23 protein-coding genes are annotated in these 23,562 nt (G+C 63.1%); 11 read left to right on the top strand and 12 right to left on the bottom strand.

Translation table 11 applies throughout. The annotated features are described in order from the left end of the window. Positions 1 to 84: 84 nt before the first annotated feature. Positions 85 to 1,257: an SUMF1/EgtB/PvdO family nonheme iron enzyme gene (locus GSQ90_RS26610; RefSeq protein ID WP_158817971.1), complete on the bottom strand. Its 1,173-nt coding sequence runs from the start codon at positions 1,255 to 1,257 to the stop codon at positions 85 to 87. Next, positions 1,254 to 2,183 (bottom strand): hypothetical protein, encoded by a 930-nt coding sequence (locus tag GSQ90_RS26605; RefSeq protein ID WP_158817970.1) that lies wholly within the window; start codon positions 2,181 to 2,183, stop codon positions 1,254 to 1,256. Before GSQ90_RS26605 ends, GSQ90_RS26610 begins: the two co-directional genes overlap by 4 nt. A gap of 236 nt (positions 2,184 to 2,419) precedes the next feature. Here GSQ90_RS26605 and GSQ90_RS26600 point away from each other — a divergent pair, with 236 nt between their 5' ends. Further along, complete coding sequence (locus GSQ90_RS26600; protein ID WP_158817969.1) at positions 2,420 to 2,632, top strand: hypothetical protein; 213 nt, start codon at positions 2,420 to 2,422, stop codon at positions 2,630 to 2,632. Between the two features lie 888 nt (positions 2,633 to 3,520). Here GSQ90_RS26600 and GSQ90_RS26595 read toward each other — a convergent pair. Next, the gene (locus GSQ90_RS26595) at positions 3,521 to 4,381 is read right to left on the bottom strand and encodes a phytoene/squalene synthase family protein (protein ID WP_158817968.1); all 861 of its coding nucleotides are present in this window, start codon (positions 4,379 to 4,381) and stop codon (positions 3,521 to 3,523) included. 85 nt (positions 4,382 to 4,466) lie between these two features. Here GSQ90_RS26595 and GSQ90_RS26590 point away from each other — a divergent pair, with 85 nt between their 5' ends. After that, a complete protein-coding gene (locus tag GSQ90_RS26590; RefSeq protein WP_158817967.1) occupies positions 4,467 to 4,859 on the top strand; it encodes a cupin domain-containing protein in 393 nt (130 codons plus the stop codon). A 35-nt stretch (positions 4,860 to 4,894) separates the two neighbouring features. Here GSQ90_RS26590 and GSQ90_RS26585 read toward each other — a convergent pair whose 3' ends face one another. The 4 genes from GSQ90_RS26585 to yajC are packed head-to-tail and all read right to left on the bottom strand — an operon-like array spanning position 4,895 to position 8,219. Beyond that, positions 4,895 to 5,296 (bottom strand): Mth938-like domain-containing protein, encoded by a 402-nt coding sequence (locus GSQ90_RS26585; RefSeq protein WP_158817966.1) that lies wholly within the window; start codon positions 5,294 to 5,296, stop codon positions 4,895 to 4,897. After that, complete coding sequence (secF, locus tag GSQ90_RS26580; RefSeq protein ID WP_158817965.1) at positions 5,293 to 6,249, bottom strand: protein translocase subunit SecF; 957 nt, start codon at positions 6,247 to 6,249, stop codon at positions 5,293 to 5,295. Before secF ends, GSQ90_RS26585 begins: the two co-directional genes overlap by 4 nt. A gap of 42 nt (positions 6,250 to 6,291) precedes the next feature. Then, positions 6,292 to 7,878, bottom strand: a complete 1,587-nt coding sequence (gene secD, locus GSQ90_RS26575; protein WP_158817964.1) for a protein translocase subunit SecD — start codon at positions 7,876 to 7,878, stop codon at positions 6,292 to 6,294. A gap of 53 nt (positions 7,879 to 7,931) precedes the next feature. Continuing rightward, entirely contained in the window at positions 7,932 to 8,219 is a 288-nt protein-coding gene (gene yajC / locus GSQ90_RS26570; RefSeq protein WP_158818199.1) for a preprotein translocase subunit YajC, read from the bottom strand. A gap of 344 nt (positions 8,220 to 8,563) precedes the next feature. Here yajC and GSQ90_RS26565 point away from each other — a divergent pair, with 344 nt between their 5' ends. From GSQ90_RS26565 to GSQ90_RS26555, 3 genes are all read left to right on the top strand, one after another. After that, on the top strand, positions 8,564 to 9,277 hold the full coding sequence (locus GSQ90_RS26565; RefSeq protein ID WP_158817963.1) for an aquaporin: 714 nt from the start codon (positions 8,564 to 8,566) through the stop codon (positions 9,275 to 9,277). Between the two features lie 170 nt (positions 9,278 to 9,447). Next, positions 9,448 to 11,328: an ABC-F family ATP-binding cassette domain-containing protein gene (locus GSQ90_RS26560; protein WP_158817962.1), complete on the top strand. Its 1,881-nt coding sequence runs from the start codon at positions 9,448 to 9,450 to the stop codon at positions 11,326 to 11,328. Positions 11,329 to 11,803: 475 nt separating this feature from the next. Then, positions 11,804 to 13,267 (top strand): DHA2 family efflux MFS transporter permease subunit, encoded by a 1,464-nt coding sequence (locus tag GSQ90_RS26555; RefSeq protein WP_158817961.1) that lies wholly within the window; start codon positions 11,804 to 11,806, stop codon positions 13,265 to 13,267. 84 nt (positions 13,268 to 13,351) lie between these two features. On the opposite strand, the gene GSQ90_RS26550 is transcribed toward GSQ90_RS26555, so the two are convergent. Then, entirely contained in the window at positions 13,352 to 13,798 is a 447-nt protein-coding gene (locus GSQ90_RS26550; protein WP_246731794.1) for an RbsD/FucU family protein, read from the bottom strand. Between the two features lie 152 nt (positions 13,799 to 13,950). Here GSQ90_RS26550 and GSQ90_RS26545 point away from each other — a divergent pair, with 152 nt between their 5' ends. From GSQ90_RS26545 to GSQ90_RS26530, 4 genes are all read left to right on the top strand, one after another. After that, positions 13,951 to 15,006, top strand: coding sequence for a LacI family DNA-binding transcriptional regulator (locus GSQ90_RS26545; RefSeq protein WP_246731793.1), 1,056 nt, complete (start codon positions 13,951 to 13,953; stop codon positions 15,004 to 15,006). Continuing rightward, on the top strand, positions 15,003 to 16,553 hold the full coding sequence (locus tag GSQ90_RS26540) for a sugar ABC transporter ATP-binding protein (protein WP_158817960.1): 1,551 nt from the start codon (positions 15,003 to 15,005) through the stop codon (positions 16,551 to 16,553). Before GSQ90_RS26545 ends, GSQ90_RS26540 begins: the two co-directional genes overlap by 4 nt. After that, positions 16,546 to 17,601: an ABC transporter permease gene (locus GSQ90_RS26535; RefSeq protein ID WP_158817959.1), complete on the top strand. Its 1,056-nt coding sequence runs from the start codon at positions 16,546 to 16,548 to the stop codon at positions 17,599 to 17,601. The genes GSQ90_RS26540 and GSQ90_RS26535 overlap by 8 nt, the downstream gene beginning before the upstream one ends. A gap of 114 nt (positions 17,602 to 17,715) precedes the next feature. Beyond that, positions 17,716 to 18,711, top strand: a complete 996-nt coding sequence (locus GSQ90_RS26530) for a substrate-binding domain-containing protein (protein WP_158817958.1) — start codon at positions 17,716 to 17,718, stop codon at positions 18,709 to 18,711. 82 nt (positions 18,712 to 18,793) lie between these two features. On the opposite strand, the gene GSQ90_RS26525 is transcribed toward GSQ90_RS26530, so the two are convergent. The 4 genes from GSQ90_RS26525 to GSQ90_RS26510 form a co-directional block, all read right to left on the bottom strand. Next, positions 18,794 to 19,390: an exopolysaccharide biosynthesis protein gene (locus tag GSQ90_RS26525; RefSeq protein ID WP_158817957.1), complete on the bottom strand. Its 597-nt coding sequence runs from the start codon at positions 19,388 to 19,390 to the stop codon at positions 18,794 to 18,796. 144 nt (positions 19,391 to 19,534) lie between these two features. Beyond that, a complete protein-coding gene (locus GSQ90_RS26520; protein WP_158817956.1) occupies positions 19,535 to 20,122 on the bottom strand; it encodes a DUF4865 family protein in 588 nt (195 codons plus the stop codon). A gap of 171 nt (positions 20,123 to 20,293) precedes the next feature. Then, positions 20,294 to 21,073, bottom strand: coding sequence for a 4-hydroxy-tetrahydrodipicolinate reductase (dapB, locus tag GSQ90_RS26515; protein ID WP_158817955.1), 780 nt, complete (start codon positions 21,071 to 21,073; stop codon positions 20,294 to 20,296). A 393-nt stretch (positions 21,074 to 21,466) separates the two neighbouring features. After that, on the bottom strand, positions 21,467 to 21,877 hold the full coding sequence (locus GSQ90_RS26510) for a hypothetical protein (RefSeq protein ID WP_158817954.1): 411 nt from the start codon (positions 21,875 to 21,877) through the stop codon (positions 21,467 to 21,469). Between the two features lie 272 nt (positions 21,878 to 22,149). On the opposite strand from GSQ90_RS26510, the gene GSQ90_RS26505 reads away from it, so the two are divergent. Further along, positions 22,150 to 22,725, top strand: a complete 576-nt coding sequence (locus tag GSQ90_RS26505) for a TetR/AcrR family transcriptional regulator (RefSeq protein WP_158817953.1) — start codon at positions 22,150 to 22,152, stop codon at positions 22,723 to 22,725. A 121-nt stretch (positions 22,726 to 22,846) separates the two neighbouring features. Beyond that, positions 22,847 to 23,554, top strand: a complete 708-nt coding sequence (locus GSQ90_RS26500; protein WP_158817952.1) for an SDR family oxidoreductase — start codon at positions 22,847 to 22,849, stop codon at positions 23,552 to 23,554. Positions 23,555 to 23,562: the final 8 nt, after the last annotated feature.

The raw sequence follows: 23,562 nt of genomic DNA, 5'->3' as shown, positions 1-23,562 counted from the left end.
TTGCACACGTTCCGGAACGCCAAGAATAGTGGCCGGGGCTGCGCCCCGGACCCCGCTTGAAGAAAAGACATAAAGAATCAGGAATTAAAGCGTCCTGGAGAGGCGAAAGCCGATGTAGTCGAAGCGATCGCCCGGCTCGCACCTGCCGCGATTCGCCGAGCGGAGGCCCCTCGGATCGCCGTACCAGGAACCGCCGCGCAGAGCCCGCAGGGCCCTATTCTTGTTCTTTTTGACATCAGGTATCTGTTTTGGGTGAGTCTCGCGGACGAGCTTGCCGAAAGCCGCGCCATCCTCCGGCAGTTTCGCGATATTGTCGGCCCATTCGTCCGCGCACCATTCCCAGACATTGCCGATCATATCGTGCAATTGCCAGTCGTTGGGCGCAAAATGACCGACCGGCGACGTCCGCCCGCCCTCGAAGCTTCGAGCGCCGTTGGCGCGCGCGGCGTCCCAGGCATCGCCCCACCAGCGCCGCGTGTCCGTCCCCGCCCGGCAGGCATATTCCCATTCCGCCTCCGAGGGCAGCCGATAGGCCTTGCCGCCGAGCTTGCCGTTCAGCCAGGCGACATAGGCCTGCGCGTCGCTCCAGCTTAGGTTGATCGCGGGGCGCCGCGCGCGTCCCCAATTGCTGTGCGGGACGCGCTTGCGCCCCGTTGCATCGGTGAAAACGTCATATTCCTCGAAAGTGACGGGATAGCGGGCCATCGCGAAGCGTCGCGGAATCCGCGTCCGCCGCTTGCCGAGGCCTGGCGCAATTTCATCGTCCCGGGCCTTGTCGTCTTCCGGAAGTTCCGCGTCGCCGAGAGCGGACCCCATGGCGAATTCGCCGGCCGGCAGGACGACCATTTCCGGGGCGAAGGGGGCTTCGCGGAAGATGGCGAGGTCGCGGAGACGACGCGCGTTGAGCGGAAAGCGACTTTTCCATCGGCGCGTCATCTCCGTTTTCAAATAGTTATCGAAATCCGCCGCCTCAGCGAGAGTCGCGAGTTGCATCGTCGCGCAATCGAACTCCGCCCGCTCGATTCGCGCGCCCTTGAAGCTTGCGTTCGTCAAGTCGCAACCTGTGAAGCCGAAACCCCGCAAGTCCTGCCCGTCGAAACGGCAGCCTGAGAAGTCGCCGAAACGCAGTTCATACGTTGGGTTCAGACCCGCCAAGCGAATGAGCTCAACGAAGTCTTCGACGGCCGAATTATCAATGGCGTCAATGCGTTCCTCAAGGTCGCCCACAGACATTCGGCCACAGTCGCTCGCGATCATTCCGGCTCCGCTCTCTTAATGCTCAACATCTGGACGACCAGCGTGACATAGCCGTCATCGGCGAGAACGCCCAGATTCGCGCGTTTCGCCAAATGATAGATTACCTGCTTCCGATTCATGCTTTGGCTGTGCGAAACGGACTGGCCTTCCGATGGGGCTCGCACACAGACGAAATCATGGTCGAACGAAGCGACCATCCTGATCGTCAGCATTTCCCCCGCGCGGGCTTGGTCATAAAACCCCAGAGGAATGGCGGGCGCGAGGCCGTTCAGCAGCAATGGCCCCGTTGGCGACCCTTCGTTCTCGAAAACCACATGCAGACCATCTGGCGTCCCTCTTCTCGTGATTTTGACTCCGGGAACCTGGCTATCCATTGCCGGCGGACGGCAAACGCCACGCCGGCCCGGATCCGGATCGACGAACAGCGAGAACTGCCCAACGCCGATCTGCACGCCGCGGCATGTCGGGATCGTTTGCACGTTGACGTGACAGTCGATGGAAATCGGATCGCCTTCCGGTTGCGGCTGCAAATTGTCTCGACGGAACGCGCAGGTCGCGAGTTCTCGAATTTTTACGTCGGCGATATCGGCGTGCAGTTCGATAAGAGGGCGATTGCGCCGCTTCGAGGCAACTCCGTCCGCACTATCGTCTGAAACCGCCGGCTCGACCTCGGATGAATGGCCCAGGCCATTCAAATATTCGTCCAGTTTCGGTTCCAGCGCCTTTGGGATCCAACCCTTATGGTTGCTGCGGTCGTCGAACCAGTATCGAAAAGTACTACGCCTGACACCCAAGTGTGTCGCGCAGTCGACTTCGCTACCACCAACGCTCTTGATACGCCGGCTCGTGTCCGACCGATCGACCCAAGTCTGCGGGCTCCACCGCCCCCAAGGTCTCCTCGGTTTCTTCGCCTGTTCGGAGTCCATCGCCCACAATTCAGCAAATAACGACTGGGGAAATGCTAGCCGAGTTCGTCGGCCACCGCACCGACATTTATCGGCCTGTTTCCGTCACGTACCGCCAGGCCGGCTATCGGAGGCCGCCACAAGCCTCAAATCGCGCCGAAGTCGCCAGAACAAGACGGAACGCGGCGGGGCAATGTTCTTTCAAGGCGGCGCGCCGTGTGAAAACTGGGTTGCCATCACGTTCACGGAGAACCCCGATGGTCGCCTTCCTCACCCTCCTCGCCGCCGCCCTCCTTCGCAGTCTCATCGCCAAGGGCGCCGGCCTCGAACTCGAAGCCTGGCTCGAAGCGCGGTTTCCCGCGCTGCCGCATCTCGCCTGCGCGGCGGCGGGCGTCCTGATCGCGGTGCTCGTCATCGAGATTGCGGCGCTCGGCGTCGAAGCCCTCTTCGGGCGCGGCGGCGGCGAATAGTTCGCCCGTCATCGCGAGCGGCTGTCGGACGAACGCTTCGCGCTCGCCTTGAGAACCGATCCAGACGAGGGCTGCGGGAGCCAAAGTCTGGATTGCTTCGCTCCCTCGCAATGACGCGGCCCAATCCGCCTTCGCCATGCGCCCCAACTTCCCCCTGGGCCGCCGATTGAAATCCACGCGCCTTGGCCAAAGCTAGAGCGACATTTTGGCTGTTATCGCGTTAGCTGCTGGTCTCGTTTTTCTCAGTTCATCCAGCCAACCCGGTTTTCCAAGCCAAACGTCGCCCTGGGGGAAAACGACAGCTAACGCGATAAGAGCCGGGAATACCTTTCTGAAAAACTGAATCAATGCTATGATGAATTCTTGTTTTCATCAAGCAGGAAGCGAAGCCATGAGTGAAGCCCGCCGTCCAGCCGCGCGCCGCGCAAGCGAGGCCGAGGGGGGATCGTCGCCTCGCCGACGCGCAGGGCGGCGCGGCGCGGTCGAAAACTTTTTTTCGATTTTCCCCCTTGCAACCCTTTGAAATTCCACGAAGTGGTCAGAAAAAAATTTGCGGGGCGCCGCGGATGGTCAGAAATTGGCGAAGCTTTTCAACGGCTCTTATCGCATGAGCCGTTGGTCTCGTTTCCAAAAGACGGATAGACCACGCCTTGCACGCTTCATCCCGTCAGCCTGGGAACCCGATCGCCCGAAGGGCGCGCAGGCCCCGTTTGGCCGAAAAAATGCGATTTGGAAACTCAAAGAGGGTCAAACCCTTGATATCGCTCGTTTCGCGGATGCTCGCGACCTTCCGGGACAGCGAGAATCAAGGACTTAGCAGCGATTTTGGCGCGCCATGTCGGGTCATTCGGGGGCTCGGGCTATTCCCAGGCTATTCCATTGCCGGTTTTATCGCCCGCGCGCGGCGCGCCACAAGGCCCATTGGCGGCGCCATTGCGGCGCCTCGACGACGGCGCCGAAGGGCGAATAGTTGGCGCGCTCCATCCGCGCGAGATAGAGCGGCGGAACAGCCAAGGGCAGGAAGGCGGGGGCGATTTCGGCGGGCGCCTGCGGGGTGAGGCCACGCGCCGCGTCGAGATGCCGACGCGCATGACCGCGCAATTCCGCGAGCGCCGCGCGCAGGCCCGGGCCGTCGCGCCGCGCCGCCATATCCTCGCGGGAGACGCCGTGACGGGCCAGAATATCGGCCGGCAGATAGACTTGTCCGCGCGCGCTGGTCAGCGGCAGCGCCCTGAGCAGCCCGACCATCGCGTAAGCGACGCCGGCATGGCCGGCCGCATCGGCGCCGCCGAGATCGCGCCCCTGCCCGAGAATAAGCGCGCCAAGCCGGAACAGCACCGAACAGGTCTCCCCGCAATAGCCCTCGAAATCATTCAGGCTCGGCATCGGATCATCGTAGAGATCAAACATGCGGGCCGTGAGCAGGTTGTCGAAGGCCTGCAGCGGCAGGCTGAAGCGCTCGATCGTATCGATCAAAGCGGCGGCGACGGGATGGCCCGCGACCTCGCCGCGCCCTGCCCCTGTCAAAGCCTCGCGCCACCATTCGAGCCGCATCTCGCCCGCCAGAGGCTCGCGCACAAAATCGCGCAGGCGGCCGACTTCATAGGAGAAGGCGGTCAACGCATAGAGATGCAGGCGCGCATCGGCCGGCGCAAAAAGCGCGGCAAGCCAACGGTCGCGATCGTGATCGCGCGTCAGCGTCTCGCAATGGGCGTAGGCTTGCGCCAGGGCGGGGGAAGATGGGATCATGGTCCTAGCGGTCGAGGCGCCTTTGAGCCGAGGCCGGCGGAGTGCGGGTCCGTTCGATCGGGGCTTGGCGGCGGAGGGCGTTCGAATGTCTGAAATAGAATCCTTCGTCACGCGCGTCGAAGATGTCAAACCGGCGGCGTGGAACGACCAGCGCGGACGCCTTTCGTTTCACACATTGATCAGCGGCGAGTCGACGCCGAGCGATGGCCTCGTCGCGGGCGTCGCCATTGTCGAGCCCGGCGGCGCGTTGGCGCTCCATTCCCACGCGCAGCCGGAAATCTATTTCGTCCTCGAGGGCGCCGCCATCGTGACGATCGAGGGCGTCGAACGGACGGTCTCGCCGGGCGCCGCGGTTTTCATCCCCGGCGCTGCGCGTCATTCCGTTCGCAATGCTTTCGACAAGACGTTCCGGTTTTTCTACGTCTTTCCCGCCGATCGCTTCGACCAGATCCAGTACAATTTCGTCGACGAGGCGTAGCGCACGCGGCTTTCCCCGCGCCGCTATCGCGATCGTCATGGCGCTGCGATCAGCGCCGCCGCAACGCGGCGGTTCTCGCCGAGCAGGATGTTGTAGACCCGCGCGGCGGGACCGGTCGCCATCGCTTCGACGCGCAGGCCCGCTTCCTTCAACCGCGCCTTCACAGGCGCCGATAGCAACGCCATTTTCTCGCCCGTGCCCACCACGAATATCTCAATCGAGCGCGGATGCTCGGCGAGTTCGACGAAGAGGAGGCTGAGCGAGGCGATGGTGATCGCCGCCGGCGTCAAGGGTTCGAAAGCGCGCACGCCCGTCGGGGTCGCAAGGATCGAGCCGACATGCGACATGCCGGCGAAGCGGAAGCCGCCCGCGCCATAGGCGTCGATCAAATGTCGGCCGGGGACGAAACCATCGGTCCCGGCCGGCGCCGCGCTCATCCCTTGGCCTTGGAAGCGGGAAGGTTTTGGGCTTCGGGCGCGCTTTCCCTGTCGAACACGTCGGCTCTGACGCCAAGATAAATCAGGATCGGCGAGCAGATGAAGATCGAGGAATAGGTGGCGACGAATATGCCCCAGATCATCGCCGCCGAGAACGAACGGATGACATGGCCGCCAAGGAAGAACAGCGCGAGCAAGGCAAGGAAAACCGTCGTCGCCGTCATGATCGTGCGCGGCAGCACGGCGTTGATCGACATGTTGACGATTTCGGCTGTCGAGAGGCGCTTGTATTTGCGCATGACTTCGCGAATGCGATCGAGGACGACGACGGTCTCGTTCAAGGAATAGCCGACGATCGTCAGGATCGCCGCGATCGAGGTCGTGTTGAACTCAAGTTGCGTGACGCAGAAAAACCCAACCGTCAGCAGCAAGTCATGCATGGTGCCGATAATGGCGCCGATCGCGAACTGCCACTCGAACCGGAACCACAAATAGGTCAGCACGGCGAGGATCGAAACAACGATGCCGAGCGTGCCCTTCTGCACGAGTTCGCCCGACACGCGCGGCCCCACCGCGTCGACCTTACGAAATTCGTAATTGTCGCCGAAGGCCTGGCGCAATTTGCCGACCGCGGTTTGCTGCGCCGCTTCGCCGCCCGGCTGAATGCCGACGCGCATCACCGCATCGGTGTCGGCGCCCGAGCGCTGGACTTCGACGGCGCCCAGACCCAGCGATTCCCCGGTGCTGCGCAGCGCGGCAATATCGGCATTGCCGCTCTTGGCGCGCAATTCGACCTGCGTGCCGCCGGAAAAGTCGATGCCGAAATTCATGCCGACGAAAAAGAACAGCAACACCGCGACAATCGACAGGATCGCCGACAGCGGATAGCTCAGGCGCCGCAGGCGCATGAAGTCGAATTTTGTGTTCTCTGGAGCGAGGCGCAACAGCTTCATCAGGCTATTTCCTTCGCGCGGCGGGAGGTTGGAGCCGGGCGATCATATCGGCAACTTGGTCGGGCGTTTGTAGCGATACCAGAGCGCGATCATCATGCGCGTCATGGTCACTGCCGTGACGACCGAGGTGAGAATGCCAAGGCCCAGCGAAACGGCGAAGCCGCGCACTGGCCCCGAGCCGAAGAGATAGAGGATCACGGCCGCGACGAACATCGTCACGTTCGAATCGATGATGGTCGCAAAAGCGCGTTTGAAGCCGGCGTCGAGCGCGGAAATAATCGAGCGCCCCATATGCGCCTCTTCGCGAATGCGCTCGTAGATCAGCACGTTGGAATCCACCGCCATGCCGATGGTGAAGACGACGCCGGCGATGCCCGGCAAGGTCAGCGTCGCGCCGATCAGCGCCATCGAGGCGAAGATGAACAGGATGTGCACGGCGAGCGCCACGTCGGCGAACACGCCGAAAATCCCATAAGTCGCCAGCATATAGCAAACGACCAGAACGCCGCCGACGATCGCCGCCCGCTTGCCCGCGTCGATCGAATCCTGCCCGAGGCCGGGGCCGACCGTCCGCTCTTCGACGACGGTCAATTTGGCGGGCAAGGCGCCGGCGCGCAGCAGAACGGAAAGATTGTCCGCTTCCTGGACCGTAAAATTGCCGGTGATCTGGCCGCGGCCGCCCGTGATCGGCGTCTGGATTACGGGCGCGGAAATGACTTTCCCATCCAGCACGATGGCGAACCGGCGCTGGACATTTTCCGACGTCACCTGCCCGAAACGCTGGCCGCCGCGCAGGTTGAAGGTGAAATTGACGTCGGGCTGGCTGTTCTGGTCGAACCCGGTCTGCGCATTCGTCAGATCCTCGCCTGCGACCATCACACGCTTTTGCACGGGTATCTGACCGCCCTGCTGTTGCGGCAGGTTGTCGACTTCGTTGGGCGGATCGCCGGGATCGGCGACGAGGCGAAATTCAAGATTGGCGGTCGCGCCGACCAGTTTCTTCACCTCGGTGGTGTCCTGCAGGCCCGGCACTTCGACCAGGATGCGGTCGACGCCCTGCTGCTGGATGTTGACCTCTTTCGTGCCCGATTCATTAAGGCGGCGATTCAGAACTTCAATGGATTGCGTGACGGCGCGACGGATTTTGTCGTTGATCGCCGCGTCCGTCAGCAGCAGTTGCACCGAGCCATCGCCAACATCCGTAATGTCGAGCATGTGGCCGGCCGTGCCGATGATGGCGTTGCTGATGGGTTGGTCGAGCGCCCGAAGCAAAGGCAGCGCCTTGGCGCGTTCGGCGGCGTCGGCGATGCGCACCTGCACCCCGCGCGGCAGAACGGCGATGCCGCCGCTCAGCGAAATGCGCCCCTCGCGCAGCTTGCCGCGAACGTCGTCCCGCAAGGTTTCGACCTGCGCATGCGTCAGCGCGGCGCTATCGACCTCCCAAAGCAGAGAGGCGCCTCCCTGCAGATCAAGCCCGAGAACGATGGGGCGGACCGGCAAGAACGAGGGCAGCAATTTCTCCAAGCGATCGACCGTCGCCGTCCCCAGAAAGCTCGGGACGAGAAGAAGCACGGCCAAAAAAGTGACAGCCAGAATGGAGGCGACCTTCCAGGGGGCCAGACGCAGCATCGTGTTTTACTGTCTCCGCGAGGTCGAGAGGGGCGCGCGCAGGCCCCGACCGTTTATTTGGAAGGAGCGTCCTTGACGGGCTCGCCCTTGGCGCGCACATCGCCGATGCCGGATCGCGCGACGCGAACGCGCACGTTGGGGGCGATTTCAAGCTCGACTTCCGTGTCGTCGGTCGCCTTGGTGATTTTGCCGATCAGACCGCCGGTGGTCACGATCGTATCGCCGCGTCGCGCGCCCTGGACCATGGCCCGCTGCTCCTTGGCGCGGCGCTGCTGGGGCCGCAGAATCAGGAAATACATGATCGCGAATATGACGACGAAGGGCGCGAATTGGACAAGCATGTCGGACGACCCGAAAGCGGTCGCTCCGCTCGCCTGGGCGAAAGCTGGCGTGATAAACAAGGGTTACAACTCCGACGACGGATATTCCGCGCTTTGCGAGGGTTTTCTCGAGCGCGCGGCATATATACCGGGCGGCGCTGCGAAAGCAACGGCGCCCTCCCGACGGCTTCCGGCCGCTTCTTGCCACGCCAGGAAGCCTGAATCATCTTCCGCGCCCCATCTGGCCCGCACCGGTAACCTCGACTTGAATTGGCAATTGTCATGCGTTGTCCGGCTCAGCTAACAATTGACGACCGCGCGATGATCGATTCGCGTTTGAGGAACGAACAACAGGGGGAACCGGCATGAACAAGCCTATTGCCGAATTTATCGGGACTTTTGCGCTCGTTTTCATCGGTTGCGGAGCCGCCGTCATCGGCGGAATGGGCGCGGGGCCAACCGCCATCAATGTGCTTGGCATCGCCTTCGCGTTTGGTCTGGCGATCGTCGCCATGGCTTATGGCATCGGCCCGGTGTCGGGCTGCCACGTCAACCCGGCGGTCAGTTTTGGCGTGTTCGTCGCCGGCCGGATGAGCATGAGCGACCTCATCAGCTATGTTATCGCGCAAGTGCTGGGCGCGATCGCCGGCGCCGCCGTGCTCTATGTGATCCTGTCAGGCAAGGCCTCGGGTTGGACCGGCGGCCTTGGCCAGGATGGTTGGGGTCCTGGCTATCTCGGCGAATATTCGACGCTTTCGGCTTTTGTGTTCGAGGCGGTCGCGACGTTCCTGTTCCTCGTCTGCATTCTCGGCGTCACGCAGGATAGCGCACCGCCTCACATATCCGGTCTGGCGGGCTTGGCCATCGGTCTGACGCTTGTCGGCATCCATATCGTCGGCATCAATGTCACGGGCGTCTCGGTCAATCCGGCCCGCTCGATCGGCCCGGCGTTGATCGGCATCGGCACGAATCCGACGGCTTTCGCGCAGCTTTGGCTGTTCATCATCGCGCCGCTGATTGGCGCCGGAATCGCCGGGCTGCTGTTCGCCAACGGCATCCTGTCGGCCAAGAAGGCCTGACGCCAGCGATTTGAAGGAGGGCGCCGACCCGGAGCCGACGCCCCTGTTTGCAGCCGGAACGTGGCCCGCGTCCCTGATGCGGGCCGATTTTCATTGCACCGCAACATAAATTGCTTTGCACAGGGTCTTTCCCCCTTGCCAGCGGCCGTCGCGCAAGCCAAAAACGCGCCATGTTGCACATCAACGACCTCACCTATCGCCTCGGCGAACGCATGCTGATCGATCGCGCGACCGTCGCGCTGCCGACCGGCGCACGCGTCGGGCTGGTCGGGCGCAACGGCGCCGGCAAGACCACGCTCTTCCGTTTGATCGCCAATGAGATTTCGCCCGAAAGCGGTTCCATCTCCGTGCCTCGGCAGGCCCGGATGGGACGGGTCGAGCAGGAAGCCCCGGGCGGCGCCCAGACGCTGGTCGACTTCGTGCTGGAGGCCGACAAGGAGCGCGCCGCGCTGCTTGAAGAAGCTGAAACCGCCAAAGACCCGATGCGCATCGCCGAAATTCAGACGCGTCTCGTCGACATCGACGCCCATGCCGCCCCCGCCCGCGCCGCCAGCATTCTGAACGGCCTCGGCTTCGACGAGGCCGCGCAGAACCGCGCTTTGTCGGAATTTTCCGGCGGCTGGCGCATGCGGGTGGCGCTCGCCGCCGTGTTGTTCTCCGCACCCGATCTTCTGCTTCTCGACGAGCCGACCAATTATCTCGATCTCGAAGGCGCGCTTTGGCTCGTCGACTATCTCAAGACCTATCCCGCCACCACCATCGTCATTTCGCATGATCGCGACCTGCTCGACGATGTCGCCGACCACATTCTGCATCTGGAGCGCGCCAAGCTCACTTTATGGACCGGCGGCTATACGAGCTTCGAGCGGCAGCGGCGCGAGCAGCAGGTCCTGCAGGGCAAGGCGGCCAAGAAGCAGGAGGAGAAGCGCGCCCATCTGCAATCGTTCGTCGATCGCTTCCGGGCCAGCGCCGCCAAGGCGACGCAGGCGCAATCGCGCCTCAAAATGCTCGCCAGAATGGAGCCGGTCTCGGCCATCGTCGACGAGAACGTGATGCCGTTCCGCTGGCCGGCGATCCGCAAGGCGTTGAGCCCGCCGATCATCGCGATGGAGCGCGTCAGCGTGGGCTATGGCGAGCGCACCGTGCTGTCGAAACTCGACCTGACTTTGTCGAACGACGACCGGATCGGGCTGCTCGGCTCGAACGGCAACGGCAAATCGACTTTCGCCAAATTGCTCGGCGGCCGGCTCGCCCCGATGTCGGGCCGGATCACCCGCGCGACCAAACTGGAGGTCGGATTTTTCGCTCAGCATCAGGTTGACGATCTCGAGCTCAACGGCACGCCCTATAGCCATGTCGCGGAAAAGATGCGCGGCAGTCCGGAATCGAAAATCCGCGGCCGGGCGGCGCTGATCGGCTTTTCCGGCGCCCGGGCGGAGACGAAAATATCGGCGTTGTCGGGCGGCGAGAAGGCGCGCCTGTTGATGGGCCTCGCCACTTTCGACGGCCCGCAGCTCATCATCCTCGACGAGCCGACCAATCATCTGGATATCGACAGCCGCGCCGAATTGATCGAGGCGATCAACGAATATGAGGGCGCGTGCATTCTCGTTTCGCATGACAGGCGCCTGCTTGAAGCCTGCGTCGATCGGCTTTGGCTGGTCGCCGACGGCACGGTGCGCACGTTCGACGGCGATGTCGCCGACTACAGCCGCTTCGTGCTCGGCAAGACCGCGCCCAAAGAGAGCCGCAAGAAAGAAGACGATTCGCCAAAGCCGGCCCTTGCCGCCGAGCGGCAGACAAACGCCCGATCGCGCCGGGACCTCGGGCCGCTGCGTAAGGAGATCGTCGCCACCGAACAGAAGATGCACCGCTTCCAGGACCTGCTGCGCCGCATCGACGAAGCGCTCGCCAAATCGGGCGACACGGCCAATAATTCAGCCAAGGTCGTGGACCTCGCGCAAAAACGCGGCGAGGTCGAACGGGCCCTGCTGGCGACAGAAGAGGCGTGGCTGGCGCTATCCTCGCAAGTGGAAGCGGCGGCGGGCTAGAGCCCTCGGGGTCGTCAGCCCTCGCCTTCTCGGCGCAAAGCCGCTAACCCTATCGCTTGAAGAGGACGAAGCGATGATCAGATTCAAGGATTCCGAACCGACGAAATCGAAAGAAGCCACGCCCAAGGCCGGCGCGAAGCCTGCGGAGACAAAGGCGTCCGAGACGATGCCGCCCGAAGATGCAACAGATGGGCCGCGAAAGACGACGGCGCCGAAGCGCAAAAAGTTCGGCGCCGGCTGAAACCGGGCCCGCGGGCAGGCTATCGGCCTCGGGATCGGCCCGTTTCGATGGGGAGCGATGCCAATCCTGGGCATCAGCCATTCCATTTCACCATGCCGCCAATTGCCCAACGCGTTTATAGTGCCGGGCGTTTCCCGCCCCGACCGGTTCTGAATCGGCCAAAACCCGCCTCGCGGAGTTGCTTGCGCCTGGTATAGCCGCGGCGCTTCGCGTCTATTGGAATTGCTGCCGATCATGTCGGAATTGACTGTTGGCCAGGCTGGAGAAATCAGCCGGCCGAACTACCGCACGACGGCGCTGATCATCGCCAGCGCCCTTTTCATGGAACAGCTCGACTCGACCGTGCTCGCGACCGCCCTGCCGACCATGGCGCGGCATTTCGACGTCTCGCCCTCCCATATGAGCATCGCGTTGACGTCCTATATTCTGAGCCTCGCGGTTCTCATCCCAGCAAGCGGCCACCTGGCCGACAGGTTTGGCGCGCGGACTGTGTTTTCCAGCGCCATCGCGATCTTCACGATCGGTTCGATCCTGTGCGCGCAGGCGCCTAATTTGCCGATGCTCGTCGGCGCGCGGCTTTTGCAGGGCGCCGGCGGCGCGATGATGATTCCGGTGGGCCGTCTCGTGCTGCTGCGCAGCGTCGACAAACGGGATCTGGTTTCGGCGATGACCTGGTATCTTGTGCCGGCCTTGATCGGCCCGATCCTGGGGCCGCCTGTCGGCGGTCTCATCGTGACCTACCTCGATTGGCGCTGGATCTTTTACATCAACGTGCCGATCGGCGCTCTTGGCCTCCTCCTGACCTGGTTCTTCATTGAGAACACGCGTTCAACGATGCGTCAGCCTTTCGACCTCATCGGTTTCGTGTTCTCCGGCGTCTCGCTGGCGTGTCTGCTGTTTGGCTTCGAGACAGCAAGCCGTGGGACCGCCGAAACATCGGTCGCGCTCGCGCTGATCGGCGCGGGCCTCGCGAGCGGCGCCGCCTATGTCGTCTATGCCCTGCGCCAGCGCCGGATAACGCCGATCCTCGATCTCAGCCTGATGCGCATTCCGACATTTCGCGTCGCAATGGTGGCCGGCTCGCTGTCGCGCATCACCCAGGGCGCCCAGCCTTTCCTGTTGCCGCTGATGATGCAGATCAGCTTTGGCATGTCGGCGGCCGAAAGCGGTCTCCTGACGTTTGCGACTGCCTGCGGCTCCATGGTGATGAAGGCGGCCGCGGCGCCGATCCTACGGCGCTTTGGCTTTCGCAACACGCTGATCTGGAATGGCGTCTTGTCCAGCTTGCTTTACGCCGCCTGTGCTGCATTCCGGCAGGAATGGCCGCACTGGATCATGTTCACCGTGCTCGCCTTCTGCGGCTTCTCGATGTCGCTGCAATTCACCGCCTATAACACGGTCGCCTATGACGACATTGCGTCGGAACGCACCGCCGCCGCCAACAGCTTCTACACCACGTTTCAGCAATTGATGCTGTCCTTCGGCATCTGCACCGGCGCCCTCGCCTTGACGATGGCGAAGATGATCGATGACCATCGCCACGCAACCGTCGACGATTTTTCGGCGGCATTCCTGGTCGTCACCGCCATCTCGCTACTTGCCGCCCCGGTCTGCCTGGGCTTTCCGCGCAATGCCGGCGCGGTGATGAGCGGCCATCGCCGCAAGACTGATGACATCGAGGTCGAAGCCGCGACCTGAACGCTCACCGTGGAAGTTATGGTCGATGGCAGGCAAGCCGGAGACGGTCGCCTGTCGCGACACGCCGGAATGTATTGATCGACGCTAAGAAATGGCGCCCTTCTTCAGAATGAAATTGGCGTAAGGACGGGTCTCCGCCGTCTGAATGATCGCGAACGACGCCTTGGCGATGGGATAGAACGCCGCGCGCTCGACCGCGTTGCTCCGAATCGGGCGCCCCTCCGCCCGGCTGCAGGCCGCGATCACCTCTCTATGCACGTCAAGCAGTCGCGTGTGGTCTTCGACGGGGCCCATATGCGACAGCGGCATATCGACAAAATCATCAAGCGGAAAAAGTTCGAGCATGCCGGCGATGGCGGTCGGCGCATCAATGCCCTGCAAGACGATCAGCTTTTTTGTCGTGGTGCTTTCGGCCACGCGCCGCGCTGAAAAATTGCGGTCGACCACCGCGATTTCATCGGCATGTCCCATCGACGCCAAAGTCCAGAGCAATTCGGGATCGATAAACGCCGGTATGCGTTTGAGCATCATACTGACCGCCTCCCCAGATTTTTATGAGAATATCGACAATATTGACATCGAAACGATTGCGCAAACGTTTCGACTGAATTAGCCTACCTCAAATCAGCGCTCACCGGCCGCTTTGGTCGAAGGTGAGGCGGGTTTGGGGAGGCGCACGGAGGATGACCAAGCCGGCTGGGCAGCCACGCCATGCGCTGAGCCCATCAAGCGCAATGACTTCGACCATCGTCGATGTCGCCCGCAGGGCGGGCGTATCGGTCTCCACCGTTTCGCATGTCGTCAATCATACGCGGCGCGTCTTGCCTGAGACGAGGAAGCTCGTCGAAGCCGCAATCGCCAGCGTCGGCTATCAGACGAACACGCTTGCCCGATCGCTCAAGATGGCTTCGACAAAGAGCGTGGGCATTGCGATTTCGGCGATCTCCAATCCTTATTTCAGCGACATCATCTGCGCGATCGAGACCGAATGCGCGCGCCTCGGCCTCATGGTGTTTTTATCCGACACGCAAGACGATCCCGAAAGGGAGCTGAACGTCGTCAGGGCTCTTCATCAAAGAAGGGTCGACGGCATCATCCTGGCGCCTTCGCCCGATCCGCAGCAACGTTCGCTCAGCTATCTCGAGGCGGCAGGCATTCCCTGCGTGCTCGTCGATCGCATGCCGAACGAGCGTTTCGATCAGGTAGGCGTGAAGAATCGCGAGGCGATGGCGCTTCTGGTCGCCCATCTCGCTTCATTCGGTCATCGCCGCATCGGGTTCATTGCGGGCCACCCTGGCTTTGCGACGACCCTGGAGCGCATCGACGGCTACAAGCTGGCGCTGGCGGCGCATGGATTGGACTTCGACCCGGCCCTGCTTGTCACAGGCAATGCGAATACCGCCTCGGCGACCGCGTCAACGCACGCCCTGATGTCCCTCCCCCATCCTCCGACCGCGCTCGTCGCCGGCAACAATATGGCGACGATCGGCGCGATGCGCGCCTTACGAGCGCGCGATCTCAAAGTGCCCGCGGATATTTCCATCGTCGGCCTGGACGATTTCGAATGGGCCGATTGCTTTGAACCGAGGCTAACGGTTGTGGCCCAGCCTTGCGAAGAAATCGGTCGGCGCGCGGCCGCCCTGTTGATCGAACGCATCGCTTCGGCAGATGGCGCCCGCCGAACCATCCGGCTTGACGGCACGCTGATCGAGCGCAATTCTTGCGGACGCCCGTCATGAGCGAAGCAGCGGCAGGCCCCGATCGCCGGGTTCCCGTTCTCGCAGCGCGCGGGATCGCCAAGAGCTTTGGCGGCGCGCGCGCCTTGCGCGGCGTCGATTTCACGCTTTATAGCGGCGAGGTTCATGCGCTGCTTGGCGAGAACGGCGCCGGCAAGTCAACGTTGATGAATGTGCTTTCGGGAGCGCATGCCCCCGACGAGGGCGAGATCGCCATCGATGGCCAACCCGTTCGCTTCGACGACCCCCGCGAGGCGCAGGCGGCGGGCGTCGCGACGATCTATCAGGAACTCGATCTCGTGCCGACCCTCGACGTCGCCGCCAATCTGTTCCTGGGGCGCGAACGCGTCCGCAATGGATTCCTCGATAAGGCTGCGATGCGCGACGAGGCGCGTAAGAGGCTTTCGGCGATTGATGTCGACATCGATATCGACCGACGGGTTGCGGATTTGTCGATCGGCCATCGTCAGGTCGTCGCTATCGTCAAGGCCCTGTCGAGCGCGTCGAAAGTCCTCATCATGGACGAGCCGACGGCCGCGCTGACCTCGACGGAAGTCGAACGGCTGTTCAAGATCATGCGCGATCTCAGCGCCAGAGGGGTCGGGATTATCTATATATCCCATCGCCTGGAAGAGGTGCCGCGCGTCGCCGATCGGGTCACCGTCATGCGCGACGGCTTGGTCGCAGGAGAAACGTCGCCCAAGGCGCCGCAGGCTGAAATTGTTCAATTGCTCGTCGGAAGACCTCTCGGCGAGCTCTATCCGAAGCGCGCCGTTAATTCAGGACGCCGACTGCTGAACCTTGAGCGCGCGCGCTTCCGCTTGCGCCGCGATCGGGCCGGCTGGCAGGCGCCCGAAGAGGTGACTTTGAACGTCCATGCCGGCGAGATTGTCGGCCTGGCCGGCATCATGGGCGCCGGCAGGACCGAGCTTTTGTCCGCGCTCTATGGGTCGGGGCTCGAAGGCGCGTGGGAAGGCGTCGTCGAAGTCAACGGACGATCGACGAAGCTCGCTTCGATCCGCGCGGCGCGGCGCGCAGGCATCGCCTTCGTCACCGACGATCGCCGCGGCGACGGGCTCATGCTGCGCATGTCGGTCGGCCGCAATCTTGTGATGTCGATCATCCGCCAAGTGACGCCATTCGGATTCGTGTCGGCGGCCAGGGAAACAGATTCCGCGGAACGCTCATTCAAACAGTTCGACATTCGGCCGCACGACGTCCGCATCGCCGCTGGCGCGCTGTCCGGGGGCAACCAGCAAAAGGTCGTCCTCGCAAAAGAAGTACTCGGCGAACCACTGCTTCTGCTGCTTGACGAACCCACGCGCGGCGTCGACGTCGGCGCCAAGGGCGAGATTTATGCGCGTCTGCGCGAGTTGGCCGCAGAGGGGCTCGGCGTTCTCGTCGCCTCCAGCGAAATGCCGGAACTTCTGGGAATTTGCGACCGCATCGTCGTTCTGCGCGGCGGACGGACGGTTGCGGAATTTGACGGCGGAATTGACGAGCTGACCGTACTAACGGCGGCTTCCGGGGAGAAAATGATCCATGCCTGACGTTGGCGCGCGACCGACGACAATTCCTCACGGCGCATCAAAGAGCGCCCCGAGAATCGATCTGCTGGCGTTCGCCGTGCGGTTTCAGAGTCTCATCGGCCTCGTGCTGGTGGCCATTGGCGGCGTGATCTTTTCGCCTGTAAGGCATGGCCACATCCTTTTCCTGGCGCCCGACAATATCGCCAATATCATCCGCGCGATTTCGGAAACCGGGATCATCGCCGTTGGGATGACATTCGTCATCATTACCGCCGGCATCGATCTTTCCGTCGGCGCCTTGCTCAGCCTGTCGAGCGTCCTCACCGCCACCATGATGGTCAGCGTCGGCTGGGGCCTTGCGCCAACGCTGCTCGCCGTTCTTGTCGTCGGAGCCGCCTTCGGCGCCGTGCAGGGTTGGATTTCGACGCGCTTTCGCCTCGAGCCTTTCATCGTCACGCTCGCCGGGCTTCAGGTGGCGCGCGGGCTCGCGCTGGTGGTGTCGAACAATCAGTACATCAACATTTCCTATGGCGACGGGCCCGGCCTTGCGCCGCCGATCTTCGCCATTCTCGGCGACAGGCTTTTCGACAATACGGTGCCCGTGGCGACGTTGGTTTTCATCGCTTTCGCCGTCGTTGCGACGATCGTCCTGAACACCACACGTTTCGGGCGTTACATTTTCGCGGTGGGCGGCAATGAAAGGGCCGCGCGGCTCTCGGGCGTTCCCGTGACGGCGATGAAAATCTCGGTCTACGCGATCACCGGACTCGCATCCGCGGCGGCCGGCATCGTCCATGCCGGGCAATTCAATTTCGGCAGCGCCAACGATGGCACGGGTTATGAGCTCACGGCGATCGCGGCCGTGGTCATAGGCGGCACGAGCCTGTTCGGCGGCTCCGGATCGATGGTCGGTACGGTCGCCGGCAGCGTCATGCTCGGTGCGCTGGCCAACATCCTGCAGCTCAACAACATCAATGCCGCTTTGCAGCTTCTGGCGACGGGCGCAATCATCGTGCTCGCCGCGGTTCTTCAGTCCCTCGTTCGTCGCCGCGAGGGGGTGACGCGTTGAGTGTTCGGCGACACATAGAGCAACCACCGGAGCCGGATTGCAGCCGGCCCCGGTGAACTGAAACACCACCAGCCCCATTGGGGAAACAGGCAGTTTCGACAGGGAGGAATAGTAATGAACAGCAGTAAAGGGATAGACCGGCAGCGGCGCGCGTTGCAAGCGTCGGCTTTGGCGGGCGCAGCGTTTGCGCTCATGGCGACTTCGGCGGCGGGCGCGCCGTTGGTGAAAGAATGTGCGAAGGATGGCAAATTCGTCATCGGCTTCGCGCAAGCCAACAACGCCGAGCCTTACCGCCAGCATGTGAACGATGAATTGACGGCGGCGGCCAAGGCCGTCCCGCAGTTCACGTTGCAGATCGCCGACGGCGCCGGCAACGTCAACACGCAGACGTCGCAGGTCGACAATTTCATCACCCAGAAGGTCGACTTGCTCCTGATTTCGCCGTTCGAAGCGTCGCCGCTGACTCCCGTGGTCGCGCGCGCCGTGAAGGCCGGTATTCCGGTCATCGAACTCGACCGCAGGACCGTTGGCGATCCAGGAAAGGACTACACCGCGTTCATCGGCGGCGACAATTACAAGATCGCCCTCGAGGCCGGCAAGTTCACCTCCGACACACTGCTGCCGGGCGGCGGCGACGTCGCGGTGCTCGAAGGCCTCCCGAGTTCAACCCCGGCCGTCGAGCGCCTCAACGGCTTCAAAGATGGCGTCAAAGCCAACGCGAAGATCAACATCGTCGCGGAACAGGCAGCCGATTGGCTTCCAGACAAAGCCCAGACGGCGTTCTCGGCCATGCTGCAGGCCCATCCGGACATCAAGGTCGTTTACGCCAGCAACGATATGATGGCGGCGGGCGCACGCCTTGCCGCCAAAGGCGCAGGCAAGGATGTGAAGATTATCGGCACCGACGGCCTGCCGGGGCCCGCGGGCGGCATTCGCGCCGTCGCCGAGGGCGAATGGGCGGCGACCTTCACCTATCCGACGGGCGGCAAGGAAGCGATCGATATGGCGAAGTCAATCCTTCTGGACTGCGCGGCGTCCGTGCCTACGACGGTGACGGTCCCGACGCTGGCGATCACCGCCCAGAATGCAAAGAGCCTGATGGGCAACTGAGGGCGATTCTCGGTTCTTTCTTGCAAAACGGGACCGGCGGGCCAGCGATGGTTCGCCGGTTTCGTTTGGAGCCATCCGCCCGCTAAAACAGCCCACCGATCGCCTGGACGCCGAGGATCGCCTGCCAGATGACGATTCCGGCGATAAAGAGCAGCGCCAAGCCGACAGCGAGCGCAAAGGACAGAAACAGCCCATCCTCTTCGAGATAGGCCATGGCGATCAGCGCGATCACGAAGGCCGGCGCGACATTGCTGAGCGGGATCGGAGAGAAGACGACGGCGATGCTGAGAAGTACAACGACGCAGCCGACCGCGCGTTTGGTCGTCTGCGGCGGCATGGGCCAGCGCGGGCGGATGATCTTTTCGATCTGCGTCAGGACCGGGACGACGCGCTGGATCGAGCCCGAGAGATAGGCGGTCGGCAAAGTATAGGCGCCGACGCGGCGCGGGAACGCCGGCGTCGAACGCCCCGCGATCATCTGGACGCCCAGGATGATGATCAGCAAGCCAGCCACGATCGAGACGCCCGGCGCCATCGCGACCAGCGCAAGCATCAGGATCACCACGGAGAACGAGCGGGCGCGCAGGCTGTCCAGCAGCCAGTCGAGGGAAAACCGGTCAGGGGGCGCATTGTCGCGCAATTCCTGCAAGATCGAGGAAACAGGCCCGAGCGTGCTCAATTTGGTGCGCTCGACAAGCCGAATCCTCCCAAGGCGTCAAACAAATTCGTCGCTCCAGGACATTTCGGCGCCTTCCCTGCCTGAGAAGGGCGGATTGCGCAACGGCGCAAAGCTCCGGAAACGCAAAATCGCGGCGCCGTCCCGCTACGCCTCCAACACATCCGCGTGCGGCGCGGAGACGTGAAGCACTTCATAGCTATGCGCGCCCAGGGGGAGCGAGTCCTGGCGCGCGGTCCAATAATCGAACCGAACCAGCGTCCATTTCTCCGGGTTCACCCCTACCGCGCGGACAAGATGGTCAGGCGTGTTCTCGACCGCTCTGCGCGCCTCTGCGATTTCGCGCTCGCGCAAGGCGGCAAGATCGGTTCCAGCGACAATCTTCTGCTCGTCGCGGGTGACGCTTCGCAGCTCCGTCAGCGCCCGCGACCGATCGGCGCGCGCGAATGCAAGGCCAAGCCAACTGCGAATTGGCGGCCGGCCAAAGGATTCGATGATGCGAGCGAAGCCTTCGCCGGCGACGAAGCCCCAAATCGGCGCGACGGCGGGCCAGAGATACGCCGGAGCATATTGATTGCTCTCGGCGCCGAAACGGCCGCGCTCCCTTATCATGAAGGTCTTGAGGCCAAGGCCCGGGAGCGTGTCGAACGCCGCCCCTTTCGTCGCCACGCGCTCACGGATGATCCGCATGTCGTAGTCGGCGGGAAGGGTAATGACATATTGCTTCAGGATCACGCCTCGCCTCCAGCGCGGATCGGTTCAGAAGCCTCGTTATACCGGTCGTCCGTCAACATGCTCGAACCAATGCCTCCTCGCCATCCGGCGTCGCCTCCTGCGCCGCCAGATGGATGAATATGCGGTCCGGCGCGGCCCCGCGCCAGCGCTACTCGCCGGCCTCGATCCGGATCAGGCCTCGCCCGAGAAGCCCAGAACGTCCTGCATGTCGTATTCGCCGGGTGCGCGGCCGGCGACCCAGAGCGCGGCGGCCAAGGCGCCGCGCGCGAACATGCCGCGATCGCGGGCGGAATGCGACAGGGTCAGTATCTCCTCATTGGCGGCGAACACCACGCTATGCTCGCCGACGATGCCGCCGCCGCGCAGCACGGAGAAGCCGATCTCGCCTATTTCGCGCTCCGCCGCGACGCCGTCGCGCGCGCGCTTCTCCACCGAGGCAAGCGACACGCGTCGGCCGCTTGCAGCCGCCTCGCCCAGCATCAGCGCCGTACCGGACGGCGCATCGATTTTTCTGCGATGATGAGCCTCAAAGATTTCGATATCCCAGGTCTCGGGCGGCAGGCTTCGGGCCGCCCAGGCGACCAGCCCCAGGAGCATGTTGACGCCCAGCGAGAAATTGCCGGCGCGCACGATTGCAATCCTGCGCGCCGCTGCGGCGATCCGGGCGAGATCGGCGGGCTCGAAGCCTGTGGAGCCGATCACCAGCGCCGGCCCGCCGCGTGCGGCGCAGATCTCCGCCAGCGTAGCCGACGCCTGGCCGGTCGTAAAATCAACGACCACGTCCGCTGCCCCAAGCGCGGTCTCCACATCGACGAGCCCCTCGCCTTCGACGCCCAGGCGGCCGAAGCGGGCAGCAAGCGTCGCCGCCGAATCGGCGGCCGCGGCCTCCGCGAGCGCCCGGCCCATATGGCCCAACGCGCCGGCGACAGCGATTCTGATAGGCGGCGTCAAGGTTTGGTCCTCCGGAAAATCCAAGCCGCCAATGTCGCACACCAGCCCCTCGGGGCGATGACCGTATTACGGATCGTATCGCAGTGATGGTGAGCTTGTGTTTGGCGAGCCAATAGGAACCACGCGCAGCACTTCCAACTCATGCGCGCGATTTTACGGCGGGATTTTCGCACAAATTTCGATGACGGGGACTTCGTCGCAAATATTAGGTTTCGCGACAAGGGAAGGCTGCAGAAGCAGCGGCGAGCGGCCCCCGCCGCTCCACAATCGGTGGCGCGAGAATGGCGACGGGTGTGCGCACGAATATGTGTCTCCGGCGGTCGGCATTTGCCTATCATTCTGCGCATGCGCGGAGCAGCGCTCTGGTTGCCAAAGCGCAAGCAGCCGGTTGCGCTAAAAGAATGCGCCGAGGAACGCCGCCGCTTCATCCGACACGCCGACGATCTTGTTCGTTGCCTGACGATAGAATTTGAAATTGAGTTCAGTCCCGGGCTGACCGTCATTCCAGTCGGCGAGATGTTTGAGCTCACTCCGTCCCAGCGGCCGCTTTGCGAGCGCGGTGCTTCTGATCGAGAGGCTCACACGCGGCGTTTGCCGGGCGACGCCGCGCTTCTTCGCGATCGCTTCGGCGGAAGTGACAACGCCGCGCGCGATGAGGCCTTGCCCGCCTTCGTTCTCGCTCGCGAAGATGAAAACCGTGTCGCCTTCGGCGATGTGCTTCCCGCCATACATCGTCTTTTGCGCGATGAATGCGAACGTCCTCGCCCGCGGATCGCAAACCTCGGCTTTGATTGCGAACACCATGCCCCTCTTCTCCCGCCCCCCATGAGCGCCACTGCCCGCGCGCGCGAAACCTTCGCTTCGAGGTCTACAAAGGGTCGACTCCAGCCCTCCGGCTATCGCAAAAATCCCAATCTAAGCGAGACTTCTGCAATCGACGTCACCAGACAAGCTTCGGCAACAACGGCGCCGTCCGGCCGAAAGGTCATGAAGAGCGCTATGCAACGTTCCGGCCGATCTGTCACTCGCTTTTGGCTCGCCTTGACAATTTCAAGACGACTGGTCATATTGACGCGATGCCCAAGCCCAATGTCCGCGAACAAATCCTTTCGGCCGGCCTCGAAACCCTCCATAATCGTGGGTTCAATGCGACGTCCGTGCAAGACATCACGGAAGCGGCGGGCGTCCCCAAGGGGTCGTTCTATAATCACTTCGCCAGCAAGGACGATCTTGGCGCCGCGGTGGTGGAGAAATATGCGGCCAAGGGCGAGGCGCGCCGGAGGGTTTTCCAGGATCAGACGCTCGCTCCGCTTGCGCGGCTGCGCCGTTATTTCGAGACGTTGATCGAGGGCGGGCGTTATCCGGATGCGCCGGGATGCCTGTTGGGCAATTTCGGCGCCGAACTCTCCAATCAGAGCCCTGCCATTCGCGAGCGCGTTTCCGCCGCTTTCATCAACTGGACAGATGCGATCGCCGAGGTGATCGATGAAGCGCAACGCGCAGGCGCCCTGCCCCGCGATAGCGAGCCGAAGGCCTTGGCGGCCTTTGTCATCGACGCCTGGGAGGGCGCCGTGCTGCGAGCGAAGGTCGAGAAAAACCGTGCGCCGCTGGACGCCTTCCTCACTGTCGTTTTTTCCAAGATCTTGGTCTGACGCCGCCGCGGCGCCGGCGACAGGCTTTCTATTCCTGCCAACAAGATGACCAGTCATATTGAATATAAAAGCTGATCGAAGCCGCTTCCTTCAACCCCTTTTTTCACCCTAGGAGCCCACCATGAAAATCAACAATGCCGTCGCCTTCATCACCGGCGCCAATCGCGGCCTGGGCCTTGCCTTCGCCAAGGCGCTTCTGGCCGGCGGCGCGCGCAGGGTCTACGCCGCCGCGCGCGATCCCGCCTCGGTTGCTTTGCCGGGCGTCACGCCGATTCGTCTCGACGTGACGAACGCCGACGAAATCGCCGCCGCCGCGCGCGACTGCGGCGACGTCGACCTGCTCGTCAACAATGCCGGCATTGCGCGAGGGAAGGGCTTTCTCGCTGCCGATAGCGTGGAGGCGGCGCGCGCCGAGCTTGAGACCAATTATTTTGGCCCGCTCCATATCGCCCGCGCCTTCGCGCCGGCTCTGGCGCGCAATGGCGGCGGCGCGATCGTGAATGTGCTGTCAGTGCTAAGCTGGGTCAGCCTTCCCACATCGTCCACCTATGGCGCCTCCAAAGCCGCCGCCTGGTCTCTCACCAATGGCCTGCGCAATGAATTGCGCGCGCAGGGCACGCAGGTGCTTGCGCTGCATGTCGGCTATATGGACACCGACATGGCCGCCGGCATCGACGCGCCGAAGTCGCGGCCCGAGGACGTGGTCAGGTTGACGCTGGAGACGCTCGAAGCGGGCGGCGAGGAAGCGTTGGCCGACGAAATTTCGCGCAACGTCAAGCGCGGGCTTTCTGCGGAACGGGGCGTCTATCTCGGCGCTCCTGGTCGCTGAAGCGCATC

Source organism: Methylocapsa sp. S129 (genome assembly GCF_009765995.1).
Classification (GTDB): domain Bacteria; phylum Pseudomonadota; class Alphaproteobacteria; order Rhizobiales; family Beijerinckiaceae; genus Roseiarcus.
This window is presented reverse-complemented; position numbering and strand designations above follow the sequence as displayed.